The sequence below is a fragment of the Virgibacillus subterraneus genome (assembly GCF_900110695.1).
In the GTDB taxonomy this organism is placed as follows: domain Bacteria; phylum Bacillota; class Bacilli; order Bacillales; family Amphibacillaceae; genus Lentibacillus; species Lentibacillus subterraneus.
Genome location: NZ_FOEH01000004.1, coordinates 193,760 through 211,354, shown reverse-complemented (window position 1 = coordinate 211,354; position 17,595 = coordinate 193,760). Strand labels below are relative to the sequence as shown.

The window sequence follows — 17,595 nt, the reverse complement described above, 5'->3', positions numbered from 1 at the left end:
AACGGATAATCCAATTCAGGATTATCCGTTTTTTAGTTTTTCTACGGTAGCTTGATCTGGTGTTACAAATAACGTTTTCTGGTTGTCGTAGGTAACATAACCAGGTTTAGCACCATTCGGCTTTTTTACATGGCGAATTTTCGTATAATCAACAGGTACTGATGATGATTGCTGTGATTTACTGAAGAATGCTGCAAGCAGTGCTGCTTCAAGCAATGTATCTTCACTTGGCTCCTTATCACGAATAATGACATGAGATCCCGGTATGTTTTTCGTATGCAGCCAAATATCATCACGATGTGCAAGCTTCGTTGTTACATATTCATTTTGTTTATTATTTTTCCCTACAAGAATTGGTGTCCCATCTGTTGCAATAAACTTTTCTGGTTCAGGTTTAACTTCTTTCTTTCTCTTTTTTCCTTGTTTTTGCCTTTTTAAATAACCTTCTTCACGAAGTTCATCTCGGATTTCTTCAATGTCAGCCTCACGTGCGGAATCTATTTGCTGGAGCAATTGCTCTAAATAGGCAATCTCGTTATTTGCCTTTTTAATTTCCTGTTTTACTTTTTTCATGGAAGTTTTTAGTTTTTGATACGTTTTGAAAAAGCTTTGTGCATTTTCACTAGGTGTCTTATTTGGGTTTAATTCGATTATCATTTCATTTTGATTTGGATCATAATAATCGATTACTGTAGCTGATTGATCACCTTGCTTTACTTGATGCATATTGGCTGTTAACAGCTCGCCCAACCGTTGATAACGGTCGGCACCTTCAGCTTTTTTGATTGTTTTTTCATGTTTCTTTAGCTTACGTTGATTCTTATCTTTTTCATTTTTTATAAACTGATAAAGATCTTTTGCTTGCTGCTTCACACGATCTCTCTCTGCTTTACCGGAATAAAAATTATCAAGCATGTGGTTAGTGTCTGAAAAGACTTCCTCTTGACCGTCAAGAAAAGATATTGGGAGGACATGAAAATCTTCTTTTTTGTACCGGTAAATTGTTGGTGTATAGTTATTATTTTGTATCAGTTCCTGTATGGCTTCAAACCTGGCTTTATAGGTCTCAGATGATCCAAGCTTTGCCTGATGGACGATTTCTTTAGCAATTAAAGGAGAAACACCTATTAAGGTATGGACGATTTGGGCATCCATTTTTCCGGCATTAAAATCAAGCTTTCGAACAAATGTTTCTTTGTCAATATCCAATAAATTCAGCTTATCCTGACTTGGTGGAAGTTTATAGTCATGACCGGGTAATGTTGTTCGATATCGGTTTTGTGAGATAGATACATGTTTTAAACTATCAAGGATATGTCCCTTTTCTCCATCAACTAGCATAACGTTACTGTGTTTGCCCATTAGCTCGATCACAAGTTTTTTCGTTGTCATGTCGCCAATTTCATTTCGTGCTTGAATCGAAAAGGTAACAATTCGCTCCATTCCGTATTGATCTATGGATTCAACTACTGCACCGGATAAATGTTTACGAAGCAACATGCAAAACATCGAAGGTTCTTTAGGGTTTTTATAGGAATCTCTTGTTATGTGTAACCGTGCGTATACAGGATGAATCGACAATAGCAATGTATGGTTTTCGCCGTGACTTCGTATAGTGAAAACTAATTCTGTCAAAGTCGGCTGATAAATTTTCGTGATTTTTCCTGGGGTTAAGGTTGTATTTAGTTCGCTCGTTACTGCTCTTGTAACGATTCCATCAAATGGCATGTAATCACCTCTTGCTTTCTAATAAGTAAGGCTGCTTTTTAAAGTGTATGACACCGTTACGGAAATACACTTCGCTTTCTGCAGTCAACGCTTCAGCTTCCTCGGAAGCAAAATCACTTCCTGCGGGATCTTCAGCTGTTGGTTCGACGAACAGGACGTTCCAGTACTGGCGTTGGTCACAGGACGTGACCGGTTTTAGCCGGTGACACGCAGGAGTCTTCGTGTATTTCCTACGCTCGATTTTGCTAACTATAATCTAGAAAATTAACAAAATGTATATTCTGGTGGATAAAAGCAATGTTTTTTAAACTATTTAAAGAAACACGCAGTTCTTTTTAAGTCCAGCTGGAAAGATACTCGCTTTTCTGGGGCAGCAATTCAGCCTCAACGGAGCAAGTAACGCTCACTGCGGGATCCTCAATTGCTACTCTTCCCTTAGGAGAAACACATTTTTACACAGCTTGTAATTGCTCCACGAATGTTGATTTCATAGACCATAACTACTCATTAATCAGAAGAACTCTACCGGTGGAGGCAGTATAAGTAGACTCCTATGGGAACAGCACGTTACTAAGACTCCGGAAGAAGTATTCTTAACATTACGAGGAGGCTGATGCCGTGCTCATGGCTAAGAAGACACTACGAAGGCGATAGAAGGAGTATATGTCGCCTTTGTACCCGGAGAGGTGAAAGCAAAGTATTTTGCCGGAACGAATCAAGGCACTCACCATCATTAGAACGGGAAAAAGTGTCACAAAAGAAAATATCATTGAGACACAGTTTAAATCAACTGCAAGGGTTAAGAAGCAACAAAATTTAAAAAAAGAACCAAAAGTAAAATACATTCTTAAACGGGCACTTCCGCTTTTGATTCAATTATAGCATTTTTTGGGACGAGTCTGCATAGATATCGTATAAAGATTACGTTTAACTATAGTGCATGTAGATGAATTTGGAGGAATGCAGTGTGAAATGGTATCAATTAGATGTAGACCATGTCGAACAAAAATTGCATGTTACGACAAACCGCGGACTTGCAGAAAAACAAGTGGAACAACGCAGAAAAGAATTCGGAGCAAATAAACTAGAAACTGAAAAAAACACATCTAAGTGGTTGATCTTTTTTAAACAATTCCAGGATTTTATGGTTCTGGTTCTTCTTGCTGCAACCTTAATTGCTGGATTACTTGGTGAATATGTTGATGCAATAGCGATTATGGTAATCGTTTTAGTAAATAGTTTTCTTGGCTTTTTTCAAGAACAAAAAGCAGAAAAATCACTTGCTAAACTAAAAGAAATGTCTGCACCTGTGGCGAATGTTCTCCGTGATGGGAAGTGGGAAAAGATTCCATCCCAAGATGTGGTTGTGGGTGACGTATTGCGTATGAACAGTGGAGATCGGATTCCTGCTGATATACGCATAACGAAATCAAATAGCATGGAGACAGAAGAATCGGCACTTACCGGTGAATCGCTCCCAGTAATGAAGCATGCTACTGCAATAAGTAAAGACCACCTTGACGCACAGGATCAGGTCAACATGGGCTTCATGGGAACGTTGGTTACAAGAGGATCCGGACTAGGTATCGTTGTTGGAACCGGAATGAATACAGTAATGGGACAAATTGCATCATTAATGGTGAAGACAAAGAAGACTATCACTCCATTAGAGCATAAGCTTACAGAACTGGGAAAAATTCTAATTGTCGTTGCACTTTTTTTAACGGCATTAGTCGTTTTTGTAGGTGTTTATCAGGGTCATCCTTTATATAATATGTTTCTTGCAGGAGTATCTTTAGCGGTTGCAGCTATACCAGAAGGACTACCTGCAATCGTTACAGTTGCATTATCATTAGGTGTTCAGCGCATGATTAAGAAGAAAGCGATTGTTCGAAAGCTTTCTGCAGTGGAAACTTTAGGGTGTGCTTCAGTTATTTGTTCTGATAAGACTGGTACAATGACAGAGAACCAAATGACGGTAAAAGAAGTCTATGTAAATGGGAAAAACTTATATGTTACGGGCGATGGTTACGAAATACAGGGCGATTTTTTTGCAAATAAAGAAAAAGTGGACCGCGATTACCCCAATCTTGAATCGATGCTCTTATATGGTCTGTTATGTAATAATGCGTCATTACAAGTCAAAAAAGGGAAATACTTTGTTGACGGGGATCCAACCGACGGAGCATTGCTTGTTGCTGCCAGAAAGCTTGGGTTATCCCCAAAAGTGAATGACAATTTCCAAATTATAAAAGAAATACCATTTGATTCTGATCGCAAAAGAATGAGTATGGTTATTGAAGATGAAAACCACATGCGGTTTCTAATTACGAAAGGTGCTCCAGACGTATTATTGCCACGTTCTGCTTTCTTTTTAGGTGAAGGTGGTCGCAAATTGTTGCGTTCAGAGGACAAGCAAACGATTGACAATGAAATTAACAACATGGCTCAAAAGGCGTTACGAACGATAGCAATAGGCATGAAGCCAATTTCAAAGGATGATCCTTTAAATTCAGCCACACTGGAGAAAGATTTAACGTTTGTTGGCTTATGCGGAATGATGGATCCACCAAGAAAAGAAGTAAAAACAGCTATTATGGAATGTCGGGATGCTGGCATTAAGACAGTAATGATTACTGGCGACCATGAAAAAACCGCTCGTGCAATTGCGATTAACCTGAACCTGCTTCCTGAAAATGGAATGGTTTTGGATGGATACCAACTAAACCAAATGTCTGTCACAGAACTTCGTAATGTCATCGATCAGGTTTACGTATTTGCTCGTGTTACTCCAGAGCATAAATTAAAAATTGTCCAAGCCTTTCAGGAAAAAGGTCATATTGTAGCAATGACTGGGGATGGTGTGAATGATGCGCCAGCCATTAAAGCAAGTGACATTGGAATTAGTATGGGAAGGAGCGGAACAGATGTAACAAAAGAAGCTTCTTCATTAGTACTAATGGATGATAACTTTGCTACTATCAAATCTGCAATTAGTGAAGGAAGAAATATTTACGAAAACATTCGAAAATTTATCCGTTATTTATTAGCGTCAAATGTGGGTGAGATTCTTGTTATGCTCTTTGCTATGTTATTAGCACTCCCTTTGCCATTGGTACCAGTACAAATATTATGGGTGAACCTTGTAACAGACGGACTTCCCGCAATGGCACTTGGGCTGGATCAATCAGAAGGTGATGTAATGCGAAGGAGGCCAAGAAATCCAAGAGAAGGAATATTTGCTAGGGGGTTGGGCTTTAAAATAATCAGTCGTGGCATATTAATTGGTGTTTTTACATTGATTGCGTTTATGATGACATATCAGGATAACCCGGATAATTTAATTTATGGACAAACTATTGCATTTACAACATTGGTAATGGCTCAATTAATTCATGTGTTCGATTGCCGAAGTGAAAATTCGGTTTTTGCCCGCAATCCTTTTGAAAATAAATATTTGGTTTTAGCAGTACTTTCATCACTTCTATTGTTGCTTGTTGTTATCTATTGGGAGCCGTTGCAGCCAATCTTTCATACGACATTTCTAAATGTTAGAGACTGGATGCTAATACTTGTTCTCAGCTCACTTCCAACTGTTTTATTTGGGTTTACAAAAAAATAATTGTCAGAGCCCTTAATGTTAAAAGTGGTTCAGTTACGGTGTACAAAAATGCAATTTGCAGCCGTAATTGAACCGCTTTTTTAATATATTGCTGAAAAGATCAAATGGAATGAGCAGAAGAACTTTGATGGGAATTTGTGAGACATCCTTCGAAAACACTGGCTGGCGAGTTCCTACAGAGAGCGACAGAACGAGGATTTCACGGAAGGCGGGCACATTCCCGGCAACCACCAATAGCAATTACATTTCAACTGGTTTAACTTCAAAATCGAATTAGTATAATAGATGGGTTTTTATTTTTTTGTAAAGGACTGTTATAATAAGGAAATATAGTGTTTCTAATTGATGGATGTGATAAATATGGTAATGAGCATGACGGGGTACGGTCAGGATGTATTTCACCTTGGTAATACGACTGTGACCGTAGAGATACGGAGTGTGAATCACCGCTTTTTGGATTTCACTGCGAAAATTCCCCGTTCTTTATTGTTTCTGGAGGATAAAATCAAGAGAATACTTCAATCGTACTTTCAACGAGGCAGAATGGAAGTATATATAAATGTTCAGGGAGATGGACTTGTCCAAAAAGAACTCTATACAGATTGGGAATTGATGGACAAATACATAGACCAAATTAAAAGTGCTAAAGCACGGTATAACCTTGCTGGGGAAATTCCAGTTACGATCATGCCGGAGATTCCTGATTTATTTTCTGTTCAGGAGACAGAGAATTATTCCGATGAACTAAAAAATTTCATCACAACAAGTACGAAGCGTGCGTGTGAACAATTGCTGTTGATGCGGAAAGAAGAGGGGGCCTTTCTGCTAAAGGATGTACGTAATAGAATGCTTGAAATTCAAGAAACGGTTTCCCATCTGCAAACTCGTCGTGAAAGTGTGATTGAGGAATATCGTGACCGTATCCAGTCTCGAATTTACAACTATCTTGGTGAAAATGATGTAATTGATCAGACACGTATGCATCAGGAAATTGCGCTTCTCGCCGAAAAGGGTGACATAACCGAGGAGATCACTAGACTTCAGAGTCATATTGATCACTTTTTTGAAACAGTAGAACTAAATGATGCGGTTGGACGTAAACTGGATTTTATTATGCAGGAAATGCATAGGGAAGCAAATACTGTCGGATCGAAATCCACCGATGCTAAAATCGGAGTATGGATTGTTTCATTGAAAAGTGAAATAGAGAAAATTAAAGAACAAATTCAAAATATAGAGTAAACATTTGAATTTTGCATTCCATTTTACTTATAATAGTCGTATTATAAAGAGAGAAAGAGCTATATCATAGAAAGAGGAGTAATTTCATAATTAACAAGCTACTAAGGCTAGTATACTTAAGGGGGAGCAATTTTGAGCTTACGATTAATTAATATAGGGTTTGGTAATGTCGTTTCTGCCAATCGGATTATATCGATTGTATCACCGGAATCGGCACCGATAAAACGAATTATAACAGTGGCACGTGATAACAATAAACTTGTAGATGCGACTTATGGACGACGTACAAGAGCAGTGATCATTACAGATAGTGATTATGTTGTTCTATCTGCTGTTCAGCCCGAAACTGTTGGACAACGTGTTTTAAGTCATGAAGAAATTTCAGATGAATGACTAGGAGGAACTATTTTGATTGATGAAAAGGGTATATTGTTTATCCTATCCGGTCCATCAGGTGTAGGAAAAGGAACGGTTAGGCGAGAACTTTTTGAGAAAGCAAATGACTTAAAATATTCTATTTCCATGACAACAAGAGAAAAACGGGCTGGCGAAACTGAAGGCATTGATTACTTTTATAAGTCAAAAGAAGAGTTTGAAACGCTGATAGAAGAGAAACAGCTGTTAGAATATGCTCAATTTGTTAATAATTATTATGGGACTCCAAGAAAATATGTTGAAGATACACTGGCAGACGGTCACGACGTTTTTCTTGAAATTGAAGTACAAGGTGCTATGCAGGTAAAAGAGAATTTTCCGGAAGGTGTATTTATTTTTCTTTTCCCGCCTAGTTTGGAAGAGTTGAAGAATCGAATTGTCAGCCGTGGAACAGAGTCCAAGGAATTAGTTTTGCAGCGATTACGTGAAGCACGGAAAGAAATTGAAATGATGGATGCGTATAACTATGTTGTCGTAAACGATCATGTTGATTCAGCAGTTTCAAAAATACAGTCCATTATTCAAAGTGAGCACTGTAAACGGGATCGAATTGCAAAACAATATAAACAGCTATTGGAGGATGAAATGAAATGATGTTAGAGCCATCTATTGATGAACTGCAGGAAAAGATTAAATCAAAATATACCCTTGTAACCTTATCAGCAAGACGGGCAAGAGAAATGCGTTATGCGAAAGATATGTTAATCGAAAACCCAAAATCGCATAAGCTTGTTGGGGTTGCACTTGAAGAAATTCTCGCAGAAAAATTATTTGTAAAAGAAGAAGATAGTAAATAATCACAACGACCCTCGCTATTCAGACAATTGCGGGGGTTTTGTTTGGCAAAGGAGAAAGTATAAATTTTCTAATACTGATAGGGAGTACATAATTAATAATCGCTAATTATTATGTTATAACTAGGAATAGTAACTTTAAGTCAGGTAAGGGGTGCAGGTATGGTACATAATAAAAATATACTTTTGGGAGTGTCAGGTGGCATCGCCGTATATAAAGCATGTGCGTTAACAAGTAAATTAACACAGCAAGGTGCAAATGTTAAGGTGATGATGACAGAAAGCGCAACAAGGTTTGTATCACCTTTAACTTTTCAGGCTTTATCCAGGAACCCTGTTTATACAGATACATTTGATGAAAAAAACCCTGCTAAAATAGCTCATATTGATATAGCTGATTGGGCGGATATTGCGATAATTGCTCCGGCAACAGCTAATATTATCGGAAAAATGGCCAATGGTGTCTCTGATGATATGCTTTCAACTACTTTACTTGCGACTCAGGCCAGCGTTTATATTGCTCCAGCTATGAATGTTCATATGTACGCGCACCCTGCAGTAATTAAGAATATGAAGCTGTTGGATAAATGGGGATACCATTTTATAGAGCCTGGCGCAGGTTATCTTGCGTGTGGATACGTTGGAAAGGGACGACTGGAAGAGCCGGAAAGTATTATTGATGCTGTCGTAGAACACCAGGGAAGGGATACATTATTTACCGGTAAAAAAGTATTGGTTTCAGCTGGTCCTACTCAGGAGAAGGTTGATCCTGTTCGTTTCTTCACCAACAAATCATCTGGGAAAATGGGATTTGCCATTGCTGAAGCCGCTGCGAATATGGGGGCAGAAGTAACGCTTGTCGCGGGTGTGGTAAATCTTGAAACCTCTAATAAAAATATTAATAGAATCGACGTAACAACAGCTGCAGAAATGTTTGAGATAATGCATCAGCATTTTCAGGCAAATGATATTGTGATTAAAGCGGCAGCAGTAGCTGATTATCGTCCGAAACAAATTTATGATGACAAAATGAAAAAGCAGCCTAATGACTGGCAGATTGAAATGGAGAGGACGAAAGATATCCTTCAATCCCTTGGTGATGTGAAGCAGGATCAATTTTTAGTAGGATTTGCAGCTGAAACATCAAATGCACTTCAGAATGGTATCAGTAAATTACATAAAAAATACTTGGATGCTATTGTCATAAATAATGTTTCAGTTGATGGAGCAGGCTTTGGCGGGGATACAAATATCGTCACATATGTAAATAAATTAGAGCAGCCAGAAGAGATTTCTTTAACATCCAAGCATGAAGTCGCTAATCAGTTAATGGCTTTTATTGCCCGTGATATAAAGGGTGAAGTGAAGTGAATATAGCCAAGGTGATAGTAGATGTTCCGGCCAGTTCCATAAATCAAACGTTTGATTATAAGATTCCAGAGCAATTTCAGGATATTCTTAAGGTAGGAATGCGCGTTATTGTCCCATTTGGACCAAGGAAGATCATGGGGTTTGTTGTCGGGCGAACAGGTGAATCATCTTTTGATAAACTAAAGAATATTAGTGATGTCCTTGATTTAACGCCAGTTCTAACAGATGAATTAATAGGCTTGGGTAAATGGCTGGCAAACCAGACATTAAGTTTATATATTACTGCGTTTCAGGCCATGCTTCCACAGGTTATGAAAGCACAATATAAAAAAGAGTTAGAGCGGGTGACAGATGGTCCTTTATCGGATGAACTGGAATCCTTTTTCGCAGGGCGGGACTTTGTGGCATATGAAGAACTAACAGGCTCAGCAGTCAGCTATTCACAAATTCAAAAGGCGGTACAGGATGGGGATGTTGTTGTTAATTATCTTGTTAAGTCAAAAATAACCAAAAAACATGTCACGATGATTGCGCCTAATCGTGAGCCTCACCTTTTGGAAGAAGCAATTCAGGATTTATCCAAAAATGCCAGAAAACAAAAAGAACTGCTTGCCTTTTTTATCGATAACCAACAGGAAATAGAACAAAGTGTATTAACCAAAAAGTTTAATACAACTAGTTCTACTGTTAAGACGTTGTTAGATAAAGAATTGCTAAAATCAAACAGGAAAGAGATCTATCGAAACCCATATGACGATAAATCATTTGAACAGACAACTGCCTTGACCTTAACAGAGCAGCAGCAAGAGACAATTGTACCGATACAAGAACATATTAGAGATGAAAAGCATGATGTTTTTCTGATTCATGGTGTAACAGGAAGCGGCAAGACTGAAATTTATCTGCAGGCAATCCAGGATGTGATTGAAAAAGGACAGGAGGCAATTGTACTTGTACCGGAAATATCACTCACACCACAGATGGTCAAACGATTCAAAGGTAGATTTGGTTCAAACGTAGCAGTTTTACATAGTGCGCTATCAAACGGAGAAAAATATGATGAATGGCGTCGTATTCATCGAAAAGAGGTTCAAGTTGTTGTTGGTGCAAGATCAGCTATTTTTGCTCCGTTTGAAAATCTGGGTATCATAATTATTGATGAAGAGCATGAAAATAGCTATAAACAGGAGGATCAGCCGCGCTATCATGCACGAGATGTAGCTATTTTCCGTGGTGAGAATCATCGTTGTCCAGTTATATTGGGAAGTGCAACCCCAACGCTGGAATCATTTGCACGAGCGCAAAAGGGTGTATATAAGCTAGCTACGTTATCGAAACGAACGAATGAAAAAGAAATGCCTAAGGTTAATATTGTTGATATGAGAAACGAGCTCCACGAAGGAAATCGTTCGATGTTTTCAAGAAGTCTAAAGGAGAATATAGAGCAGCGCATACAACGCGGGGAACAAATTGTACTGTTATTAAATAGAAGAGGGTATTCTACGTTCGTTATGTGTCGAGACTGTGGTCATGTAAACGAATGCCCACATTGTGATATTGCACTTACATACCATAAGAACAGCAGCCAATTAAAGTGTCATTATTGTTCTTATGAAGAGTCAATGCCGACAAATTGCCCATCATGCAAAAGTGACTTAATCCGCTTTTTTGGAACTGGAACACAACGGATTGAAGAGTCATTGACACAGTTGATCCCAGAAGCAAGAATCGTTAGGATGGACGTCGATACAACCAGAAGAAAAGGATCTCACGAAAAAATACTAAACCAATTTGCTGATAAAGAAGCGGATATATTATTAGGAACACAAATGATTGCGAAAGGTCTTGATTTTGAAAACGTAACGTTAGTTGGTGTTCTAACGGCTGATTCAATGTTGCATTTACCAGACTTTCGTTCCTCTGAAAAAACATTTCAACTGTTGACACAAGTAAGCGGTCGGGCAGGCAGACACGATTTGCCTGGTGAAGTAATTATCCAAACATATACACCCGAGCACTATAGTATTGAACTAGCAAGTAACTACGATTTCATGCAATTTTATAAGAATGAAATGAGTACACGAAAAACATTTCAATATCCGCCATATGTTTTTCTTACATTAATTACCGTCTCACATCAAAATCATGTTACAGTCGTTCAAACAGCACAGCGAATTGCTCAGTTGCTTCTGAACAATATCAGCAATGAGGAGACAGTTGTCCTAGGTCCAACACCATCTCCAATAGCACGTATGAAAGATAGATATCGCTATCAATGCATGATAAAATACAAGAATGAACCGAATTTAAGAACATTAATAAGAAAAATTATTCGTCAATTTGATGATGAGGTTCGAAAAAATGATCTTTTGATTACAGTAGACATGCAACCGTATCAATTGATGTAGAAAGGAGTACTAGCTGATGAAAAAAATAGTCTTTATGGGAACACCTGATTTTTCAGTTCCAATTCTACAATCACTAGTACAAGCGGAATATGAAATCGTATTAGTTGTGACACAACCAGACCGTCCAAAAGGTCGAAAAAAAATAATAACACCAACTCCAGTAAAGTCGGAAGCCGAAAAACATGGAATCCCTGTACTTCAACCTGTAAAATTAAAAGATGAATATACAAAAATACTTGCATATGAGCCTGATTTAATTGTAACTGCAGCATTTGGACAACTGTTACCGAATGAATTGCTGAAGGCACCTGAGTTTGGCTGTATTAATGTGCATGCTTCATTATTACCGGAATTAAGAGGTGGTGCTCCAATCCATTATGCTATTTTGCAAGGTAAAGAAGAGACAGGTGTAACAATTATGTACATGGTTGAAAAGCTTGATGCAGGTGATATACTTACACAGCGACCTGAGCCAATTACAACAGTGGATAATGTTGGGACAATGCATGATAAATTATCCATAACAGGGGCAAACTTATTAATTGATACATTGCCGCGATTATTCGATAATAGCATACAACCTACTAAACAGAATGATGAAGAAGCAACATTTGCAAGAAACATAAAGCGTGAACAGGAGCAAATAGATTGGAATAAGAGTAATGATGCGGTTTATAACCAAATAAGAGGGCTGCATCCTTGGCCAGTGGCATTTACGACTTATCAAAATAATGTAATGAAAATCTGGTGGGGAGAACCGGATGATACGGAATATAAAGGATCTCCAGGGGAAATTGCAGGTATTGACGACGAAGCTTTTGTAGTAGTATGTGGTAATCAAAAAGGAGTTCGAATTACTGAAATTCAACCAGCAGGTAAAAAACGTATGACCGTCAAGCAATACCTTCAGGGATCTTCTGATCGTATAAAAACTGGCATAAAAATGGGTGATTAAATGAGTAACTATCAAGTAAGAAAAGCTATCGTTGATTTGCTGTTACGAATTGAGCAGGATAGCGGCTATAGCCATTTGTTAATTAATAATGAAATAAAGTCAAGAAAAATTGAACCAAAAGATGAGTCTCTTTTAACTGAAATTGTCTATGGTACTATTCAGCGTAAGTTAACGTTAGATTATTATTTAGCTGCTTTTATTGATAAAAAGAAAAAAATTCAGCCCTGGGTCCGAATGGTACTCAGGATGTCTGTCTATCAGATGACTTTTTTAAATAAAGTGCCAGATCATGCGGTTATTCATGAAGCTGTTGAAATTGCTAAAACGAGAGGACATAAAGGAATTGCTTCATTTGTAAATGGTGTTCTTAGAAGTGTCCAACGAAAAGGAGTACCTGATACATCTACAATAGAAAGTACTTCTAAACGTATTTCAATTGAAACAAGTCATCCAGAATGGCTTGTAGAGCGTTGGATTTCGATGTATGGTAATGATATTACACGCGATATGTGCCAAGCTAATCTTAAGAGAAAAGCATTAACTGTACGTGTTCAGCCTCTAAAAATTTCTCGACAAAAGGCGTTGGATGAGCTAGATAAACTCGGATTCGAAACACGAGAGTCAGAATTTTCAAGCCAGGGAATCATTATTGATAAGGGAAATATTTTAAAGACGGCGTTATTTTCTGAAGGATATCTAACAATCCAAGATCAAACCTCCATGCTCGTTGCAGAAATGCTTCATCCTAAACCAGGAATGGACGTGTTGGACGCTTGCAGTGCGCCAGGTGGTAAAGTTACACATATCGCAGAAAAAATGGAAAACAAAGGGTCAATTGATGCGTATGACTTGCATGCCAAGAAGACAAAACTAATTGAAGACAAAGCTGCTGTATTGGATTTAACGATAATTGATGCTAAACAAGGCGATGCAAGAAAATTACAAGAAAAACATGCAAAAGAAAGTTTTGATAGGATTCTTGTTGACGCCCCATGTTCAGGACTAGGTGTTATCCGAGGAAAGCCAGATATAAAATATAATAAACAGGAAAAGGATATCTACCAATTATCAGAAATTCAAAGTGATATACTAGAACATATAGCACCATTGTTAAAAAAGGGTGGATTGTTAATCTACAGTACTTGTACAGTAGATAAAAAAGAAAATGAAGATGTAGTAGAGGCCTTTTTAGAGAAAAACTCCGATTTCATCTTAGACACGTCCTTGTTTGAAGATTTGCCAGCAATGATAACAGGTTCACCAGGGATTACAGAGATGGGCTTGCAGATATATCCACAAACATTTTACACAGATGGCTTTTTTCTAACAAGACTTACAAAGGTTTAATAAAAATTTGCTATTAAAAAGTAGCACTGCTTTATGGGGTGATAGGATGAAAGGAAAATTTCTTACAGATAAGGGTCAAATCAGAAACCACAATGAGGATTCCGGGGGAGTCTTTTATAATCAAAGTGATCAAATGCTGGTAATTGTGGCTGACGGTATGGGAGGACATCAAGCAGGTGATGTAGCTAGTCAGATGGCAACATCAGTTATTCAGAAAAAATGGGAGGAATGTAATCAATTAAATTCTCCTGAAGAAACCGAAGTATGGTTATCAAAATCAATACAGGAAATAAACAATTCCATCTTTGAACAGGCAAATACTGATGAAGAATGCCAGGGGATGGGGACAACCGTAGTTATAGCTGTTTGTACAGAAAATTTTGCAACCATTTCACATGTTGGTGATAGTCGCGGTTACATATTAAATGAAACTGGATTTAAGCAGTTAACGGAGGACCACTCATTAGTTAATGAACTTGTTCGATCGGGGCAAATCAGTAAAGATGACGCAGAACAACATCCTCGAAAAAATGTATTATTAAAGGCATTGGGTACTGATATAAACATTATAGCTGACACAAAATCAATTGGCTGGGAACATGGCGATAAACTTTTGCTGTGTTCTGATGGTTTAACAAATAAGGTAACAGATAAAGAACTATTCCAGTTTACTCAACTGGAAAAAGGACTGGAATCATCAGGTAACGAGATGATTAAGCTTGCAAACGAACGGGGTGGGGAGGATAATATCTCCCTTGTTATTGTACACCATGATTCAACAGAGAAAGAGGGTGAGTCGTAGTGTTAAAAGGTCACCTGTTAAATGATCGTTACCAGATTGGCGAAACTATTGGCGGTGGTGGGATGGCCAATGTTTATTTAGCGAATGATACGATTTTAAATCGTGATGTTGCAGTTAAAGTATTACGATTGGATTATGCAAATGATGAAGAATTTATTGCCCGTTTTGACCGAGAAGCCCAGTCAGCGACAAGCCTTTCACATCCAAATGTCGTAAATATATATGATGTAGGTGAAGAAGATCATATTTTATATATGGTTATGGAATATGTGGACGGGATGACACTTAAAGAATACATACAGAGTTATGGTCCAATAGATGTACAAGAAGCATTGGATATTATGAAACAAGTGACAGCAGCAATTTCGCATGCACATGCTAACGATATTGTACACCGGGATATTAAGCCGCAAAATATTCTAATAGATTCTTATGGACGGGTTAAAGTGACTGATTTTGGCATTGCTGTGGCATTGAGTGCAACTTCACTTACACAGACGAATTCAATCCTTGGTTCTGTACATTATCTGTCACCAGAGCAAGCACGTGGCGGTATGGCAACCAAAAAATCAGATGTCTATTCACTAGGAATTGTATTATTTGAACTGTTGACAGGACGTTTACCATTTTCGGGGCAGTCACCAGTTTCAATAGCGTTAAAACATTTGCAAAACGATACGCCTTCCGTAAAAAGGTTTAACCCTGATGTACCGCAAAGCGTTGAGAATATTGTTCTTAAGGCAACTGCTAAGGATCCATTTCATCGTTATGATACGGTATATGATTTAGAAGATGGACTAGAAACTGCACTCGATCCGGATAGAATTGATGAAGAAAAGTATGTACCGCCTAGTGAAGCAGGAGAAGAAACAAAAGCAATTCCCATCATTACGGATAATCAGCTTCAAGATAATGTGCATGATAATACACTTGTCCATCAAGCAAACGAAAGTACCAAAAATTTCACAAATAATAATGATAATCAATCTGATTCTAAAACAGGCAATCGAAAGCGAAAGAAAAAATGGCTTATTTTTTTCATTATTTTATTTGCCTTATTTGGAATAGGAATAGCAGCTTACTTCATAATTTCTGCTTTCCAGCCAAAAGATGTCGTTATTCCTGATGTTACAAATATGGAATATGAAGAAGCATTAACTGAACTTAGAGATCTTAATTTAGAAACTGAGCGTGAGTTAATGTATTCAGAGGATGTTGAAGAGGATATTGTTATTAAAACAAATCCACAGACCGGAAGTACAGTGAAAGAAGAATCACTCGTTACAATATTTGTTAGCCAAGGTAAAGAGAAAGTGGCATTTGGTGATTATGTAGGTGAAGACTATAATCAGGTTAAATCCCTACTTGAATCTAAGGGATATACGGATTTTAGACAATTTGAAATATTTGATGATAATAAACCCGGGGTTATTATTGGTCAAATTGAGCCATCGCCAGGTACAGAAGTTGTGCCAAGTGAGACAAAGGTAATATTTGAAGTAAGTAAAGGGCAGAGACCAATTTATTTGGATAACCTTGAAGGAATGACGGAACAAGAAGCAATAACTGCTTTAGAAGACCAGGGTCTGTCTGCAAATATAGAAGAAGAATATTCAGAGACCGTATCTGAGGGCGAAGTTATCCGCCAGGACCCCACAACTGGAACCGAAATGGAGAAAGGTGATACAGTCAAATTATATATTTCGAAAGGTGCTGAGGAAAAACCACCTAAAAACCATTCTGAAACATTTACTGTTGTTTATAATCCCGATAGTCAAGAGTCAGAGAATCAGGATGAACCAGTAAAGCAGAGTGTTAAAATCTATATTGGTGATGCAAACCGTAAGATATCAGATGTTGCAATAGATGAAACGATAACCGAAGACAAGGAATATAACATTACATTAACTATAAACCCAGATAGTATTGCACAATATAAAGTTGTCCGTGATGGAAATGTATATATTGACAAATCGATTCGATATGAAGATGTAGAAGGTGAGTAAATGGCAGAAGGCAGAATTATAAAGGCGATAAGCGGATTCTATTATGTGAAGTCTGACGGTGAAGTGCACCAATGCAGAGGAAGAGGTGTTTTTCGCAAAAAAAACATAACCCCACTAGTTGGAGATTTTGTAGTTTTTGATAAGAATAATCCTGACGAGGGCTATGTAATGGAAGTAAAGCCAAGGAAGAACGAATTGATACGGCCACCAGTTGCAAATATTGATCAAGCGATCATTGTTAGTTCTGCTACTATGCCAGACTTTAATCCTTTGTTATTAGATCGGTTTCTTGTCTTAATTGAATCGAAGGGAATTAAGCCAATCATTTTTGTTACGAAGAAGGATATTATCTCTGAATCGCAACGACAGTTTATTGATGACTATGTAAGGGAGTATCAGCAAATAGGCTATGAAGTGGAACTACTGTCTTCCAAAGAAAACCTAAATGAATTAAGCAAACTGGAAAGTTATTTTTCCAATAATGTATCTGTTATTGCCGGTCAGTCCGGCGTTGGAAAATCATCATTCTTAAATGCAATTAATCCATTACTGCAATTAAAGACTGATGATATTTCAAAGAGTCTTGGAAGAGGTAAACATACAACAAGACATGTTGAATTGGTAGAAGTGGGTGATGGGCTAGTAGCTGATACACCTGGGTTTAGCACACTTGATTTCAATGAAATTGAAGCAAATGAATTAGATGAATGCTTTCCAGAAATAAATGAGCTAAAGCCTTACTGTAAATTTCGAGGCTGTATGCATAATAAAGAACCAAAATGTGCTGTGAAACAAGCTGTGGAAAAAGATGAGATTTCAAATAAGCGGTATGAGCACTATATAAGTTTTTTAAATGAAATTAATTCAAGAAAGCCGAGGTATTAA

Annotated in this window: 13 protein-coding genes; 12 read left to right on the top strand and 1 reads right to left on the bottom strand. The window is 37.7% G+C overall.

Translation table 11 applies throughout. From position 1 onward, the window contains the following. Positions 1 to 21: 21 nt before the first annotated feature. Positions 22 to 1,728, bottom strand: a complete 1,707-nt coding sequence (locus BMY13_RS12865) for an Rqc2 family fibronectin-binding protein (RefSeq protein ID WP_092505070.1) — start codon at positions 1,726 to 1,728, stop codon at positions 22 to 24. A 967-nt stretch (positions 1,729 to 2,695) separates the two neighbouring features. On the opposite strand from BMY13_RS12865, the gene BMY13_RS12855 reads away from it, so the two are divergent. The 12 genes from BMY13_RS12855 to rsgA all read left to right on the top strand — a co-directional run bounded on the left by BMY13_RS12855 (position 2,696) and on the right by rsgA (position 17,595). Further along, the gene (locus BMY13_RS12855) at positions 2,696 to 5,350 is read left to right on the top strand and encodes a calcium-translocating P-type ATPase, SERCA-type (RefSeq protein ID WP_092505066.1); all 2,655 of its coding nucleotides are present in this window, start codon (positions 2,696 to 2,698) and stop codon (positions 5,348 to 5,350) included. Positions 5,351 to 5,710: 360 nt separating this feature from the next. Further along, positions 5,711 to 6,592, top strand: coding sequence for a YicC/YloC family endoribonuclease (locus BMY13_RS12850; RefSeq protein ID WP_092493005.1), 882 nt, complete (start codon positions 5,711 to 5,713; stop codon positions 6,590 to 6,592). A gap of 132 nt (positions 6,593 to 6,724) precedes the next feature. Beyond that, positions 6,725 to 6,985 carry an extracellular matrix/biofilm regulator RemA gene (gene remA / locus BMY13_RS12845; protein WP_092493004.1) on the top strand — a complete coding sequence of 87 codons (261 nt, stop codon included), beginning with the start codon at positions 6,725 to 6,727 and terminating at the stop codon, positions 6,983 to 6,985. 15 nt (positions 6,986 to 7,000) lie between these two features. After that, the gene (gmk, locus tag BMY13_RS12840; protein ID WP_092493003.1) at positions 7,001 to 7,621 is read left to right on the top strand and encodes a guanylate kinase; all 621 of its coding nucleotides are present in this window, start codon (positions 7,001 to 7,003) and stop codon (positions 7,619 to 7,621) included. Beyond that, positions 7,618 to 7,824 carry a DNA-directed RNA polymerase subunit omega gene (rpoZ, locus tag BMY13_RS12835; RefSeq protein ID WP_281243709.1) on the top strand — a complete coding sequence of 69 codons (207 nt, stop codon included), beginning with the start codon at positions 7,618 to 7,620 and terminating at the stop codon, positions 7,822 to 7,824. Before gmk ends, rpoZ begins: the two co-directional genes overlap by 4 nt. Positions 7,825 to 7,983: 159 nt before the next feature. Then, positions 7,984 to 9,192 (top strand): bifunctional phosphopantothenoylcysteine decarboxylase/phosphopantothenate--cysteine ligase CoaBC, encoded by a 1,209-nt coding sequence (coaBC, locus tag BMY13_RS12830; protein WP_092505064.1) that lies wholly within the window; start codon positions 7,984 to 7,986, stop codon positions 9,190 to 9,192. Continuing rightward, positions 9,189 to 11,600: a primosomal protein N' gene (gene priA, locus BMY13_RS12825; RefSeq protein WP_092505062.1), complete on the top strand. Its 2,412-nt coding sequence runs from the start codon at positions 9,189 to 9,191 to the stop codon at positions 11,598 to 11,600. The genes coaBC and priA overlap by 4 nt, the downstream gene beginning before the upstream one ends. A gap of 16 nt (positions 11,601 to 11,616) precedes the next feature. Then, the gene (gene fmt / locus BMY13_RS12820) at positions 11,617 to 12,555 is read left to right on the top strand and encodes a methionyl-tRNA formyltransferase (RefSeq protein ID WP_092505060.1); all 939 of its coding nucleotides are present in this window, start codon (positions 11,617 to 11,619) and stop codon (positions 12,553 to 12,555) included. After that, positions 12,556 to 13,902 carry a 16S rRNA (cytosine(967)-C(5))-methyltransferase RsmB gene (gene rsmB, locus BMY13_RS12815; RefSeq protein WP_092505058.1) on the top strand — a complete coding sequence of 449 codons (1,347 nt, stop codon included), beginning with the start codon at positions 12,556 to 12,558 and terminating at the stop codon, positions 13,900 to 13,902. Between the two features lie 46 nt (positions 13,903 to 13,948). Then, positions 13,949 to 14,704 (top strand): Stp1/IreP family PP2C-type Ser/Thr phosphatase, encoded by a 756-nt coding sequence (locus BMY13_RS12810; RefSeq protein WP_092492998.1) that lies wholly within the window; start codon positions 13,949 to 13,951, stop codon positions 14,702 to 14,704. Continuing rightward, entirely contained in the window at positions 14,704 to 16,710 is a 2,007-nt protein-coding gene (gene pknB, locus BMY13_RS12805; protein ID WP_092492997.1) for a Stk1 family PASTA domain-containing Ser/Thr kinase, read from the top strand. Before BMY13_RS12810 ends, pknB begins: the two co-directional genes overlap by 1 nt. Further along, positions 16,711 to 17,595, top strand: a complete 885-nt coding sequence (gene rsgA, locus BMY13_RS12800) for a ribosome small subunit-dependent GTPase A (protein WP_092505056.1) — start codon at positions 16,711 to 16,713, stop codon at positions 17,593 to 17,595. It abuts the gene before it with no gap.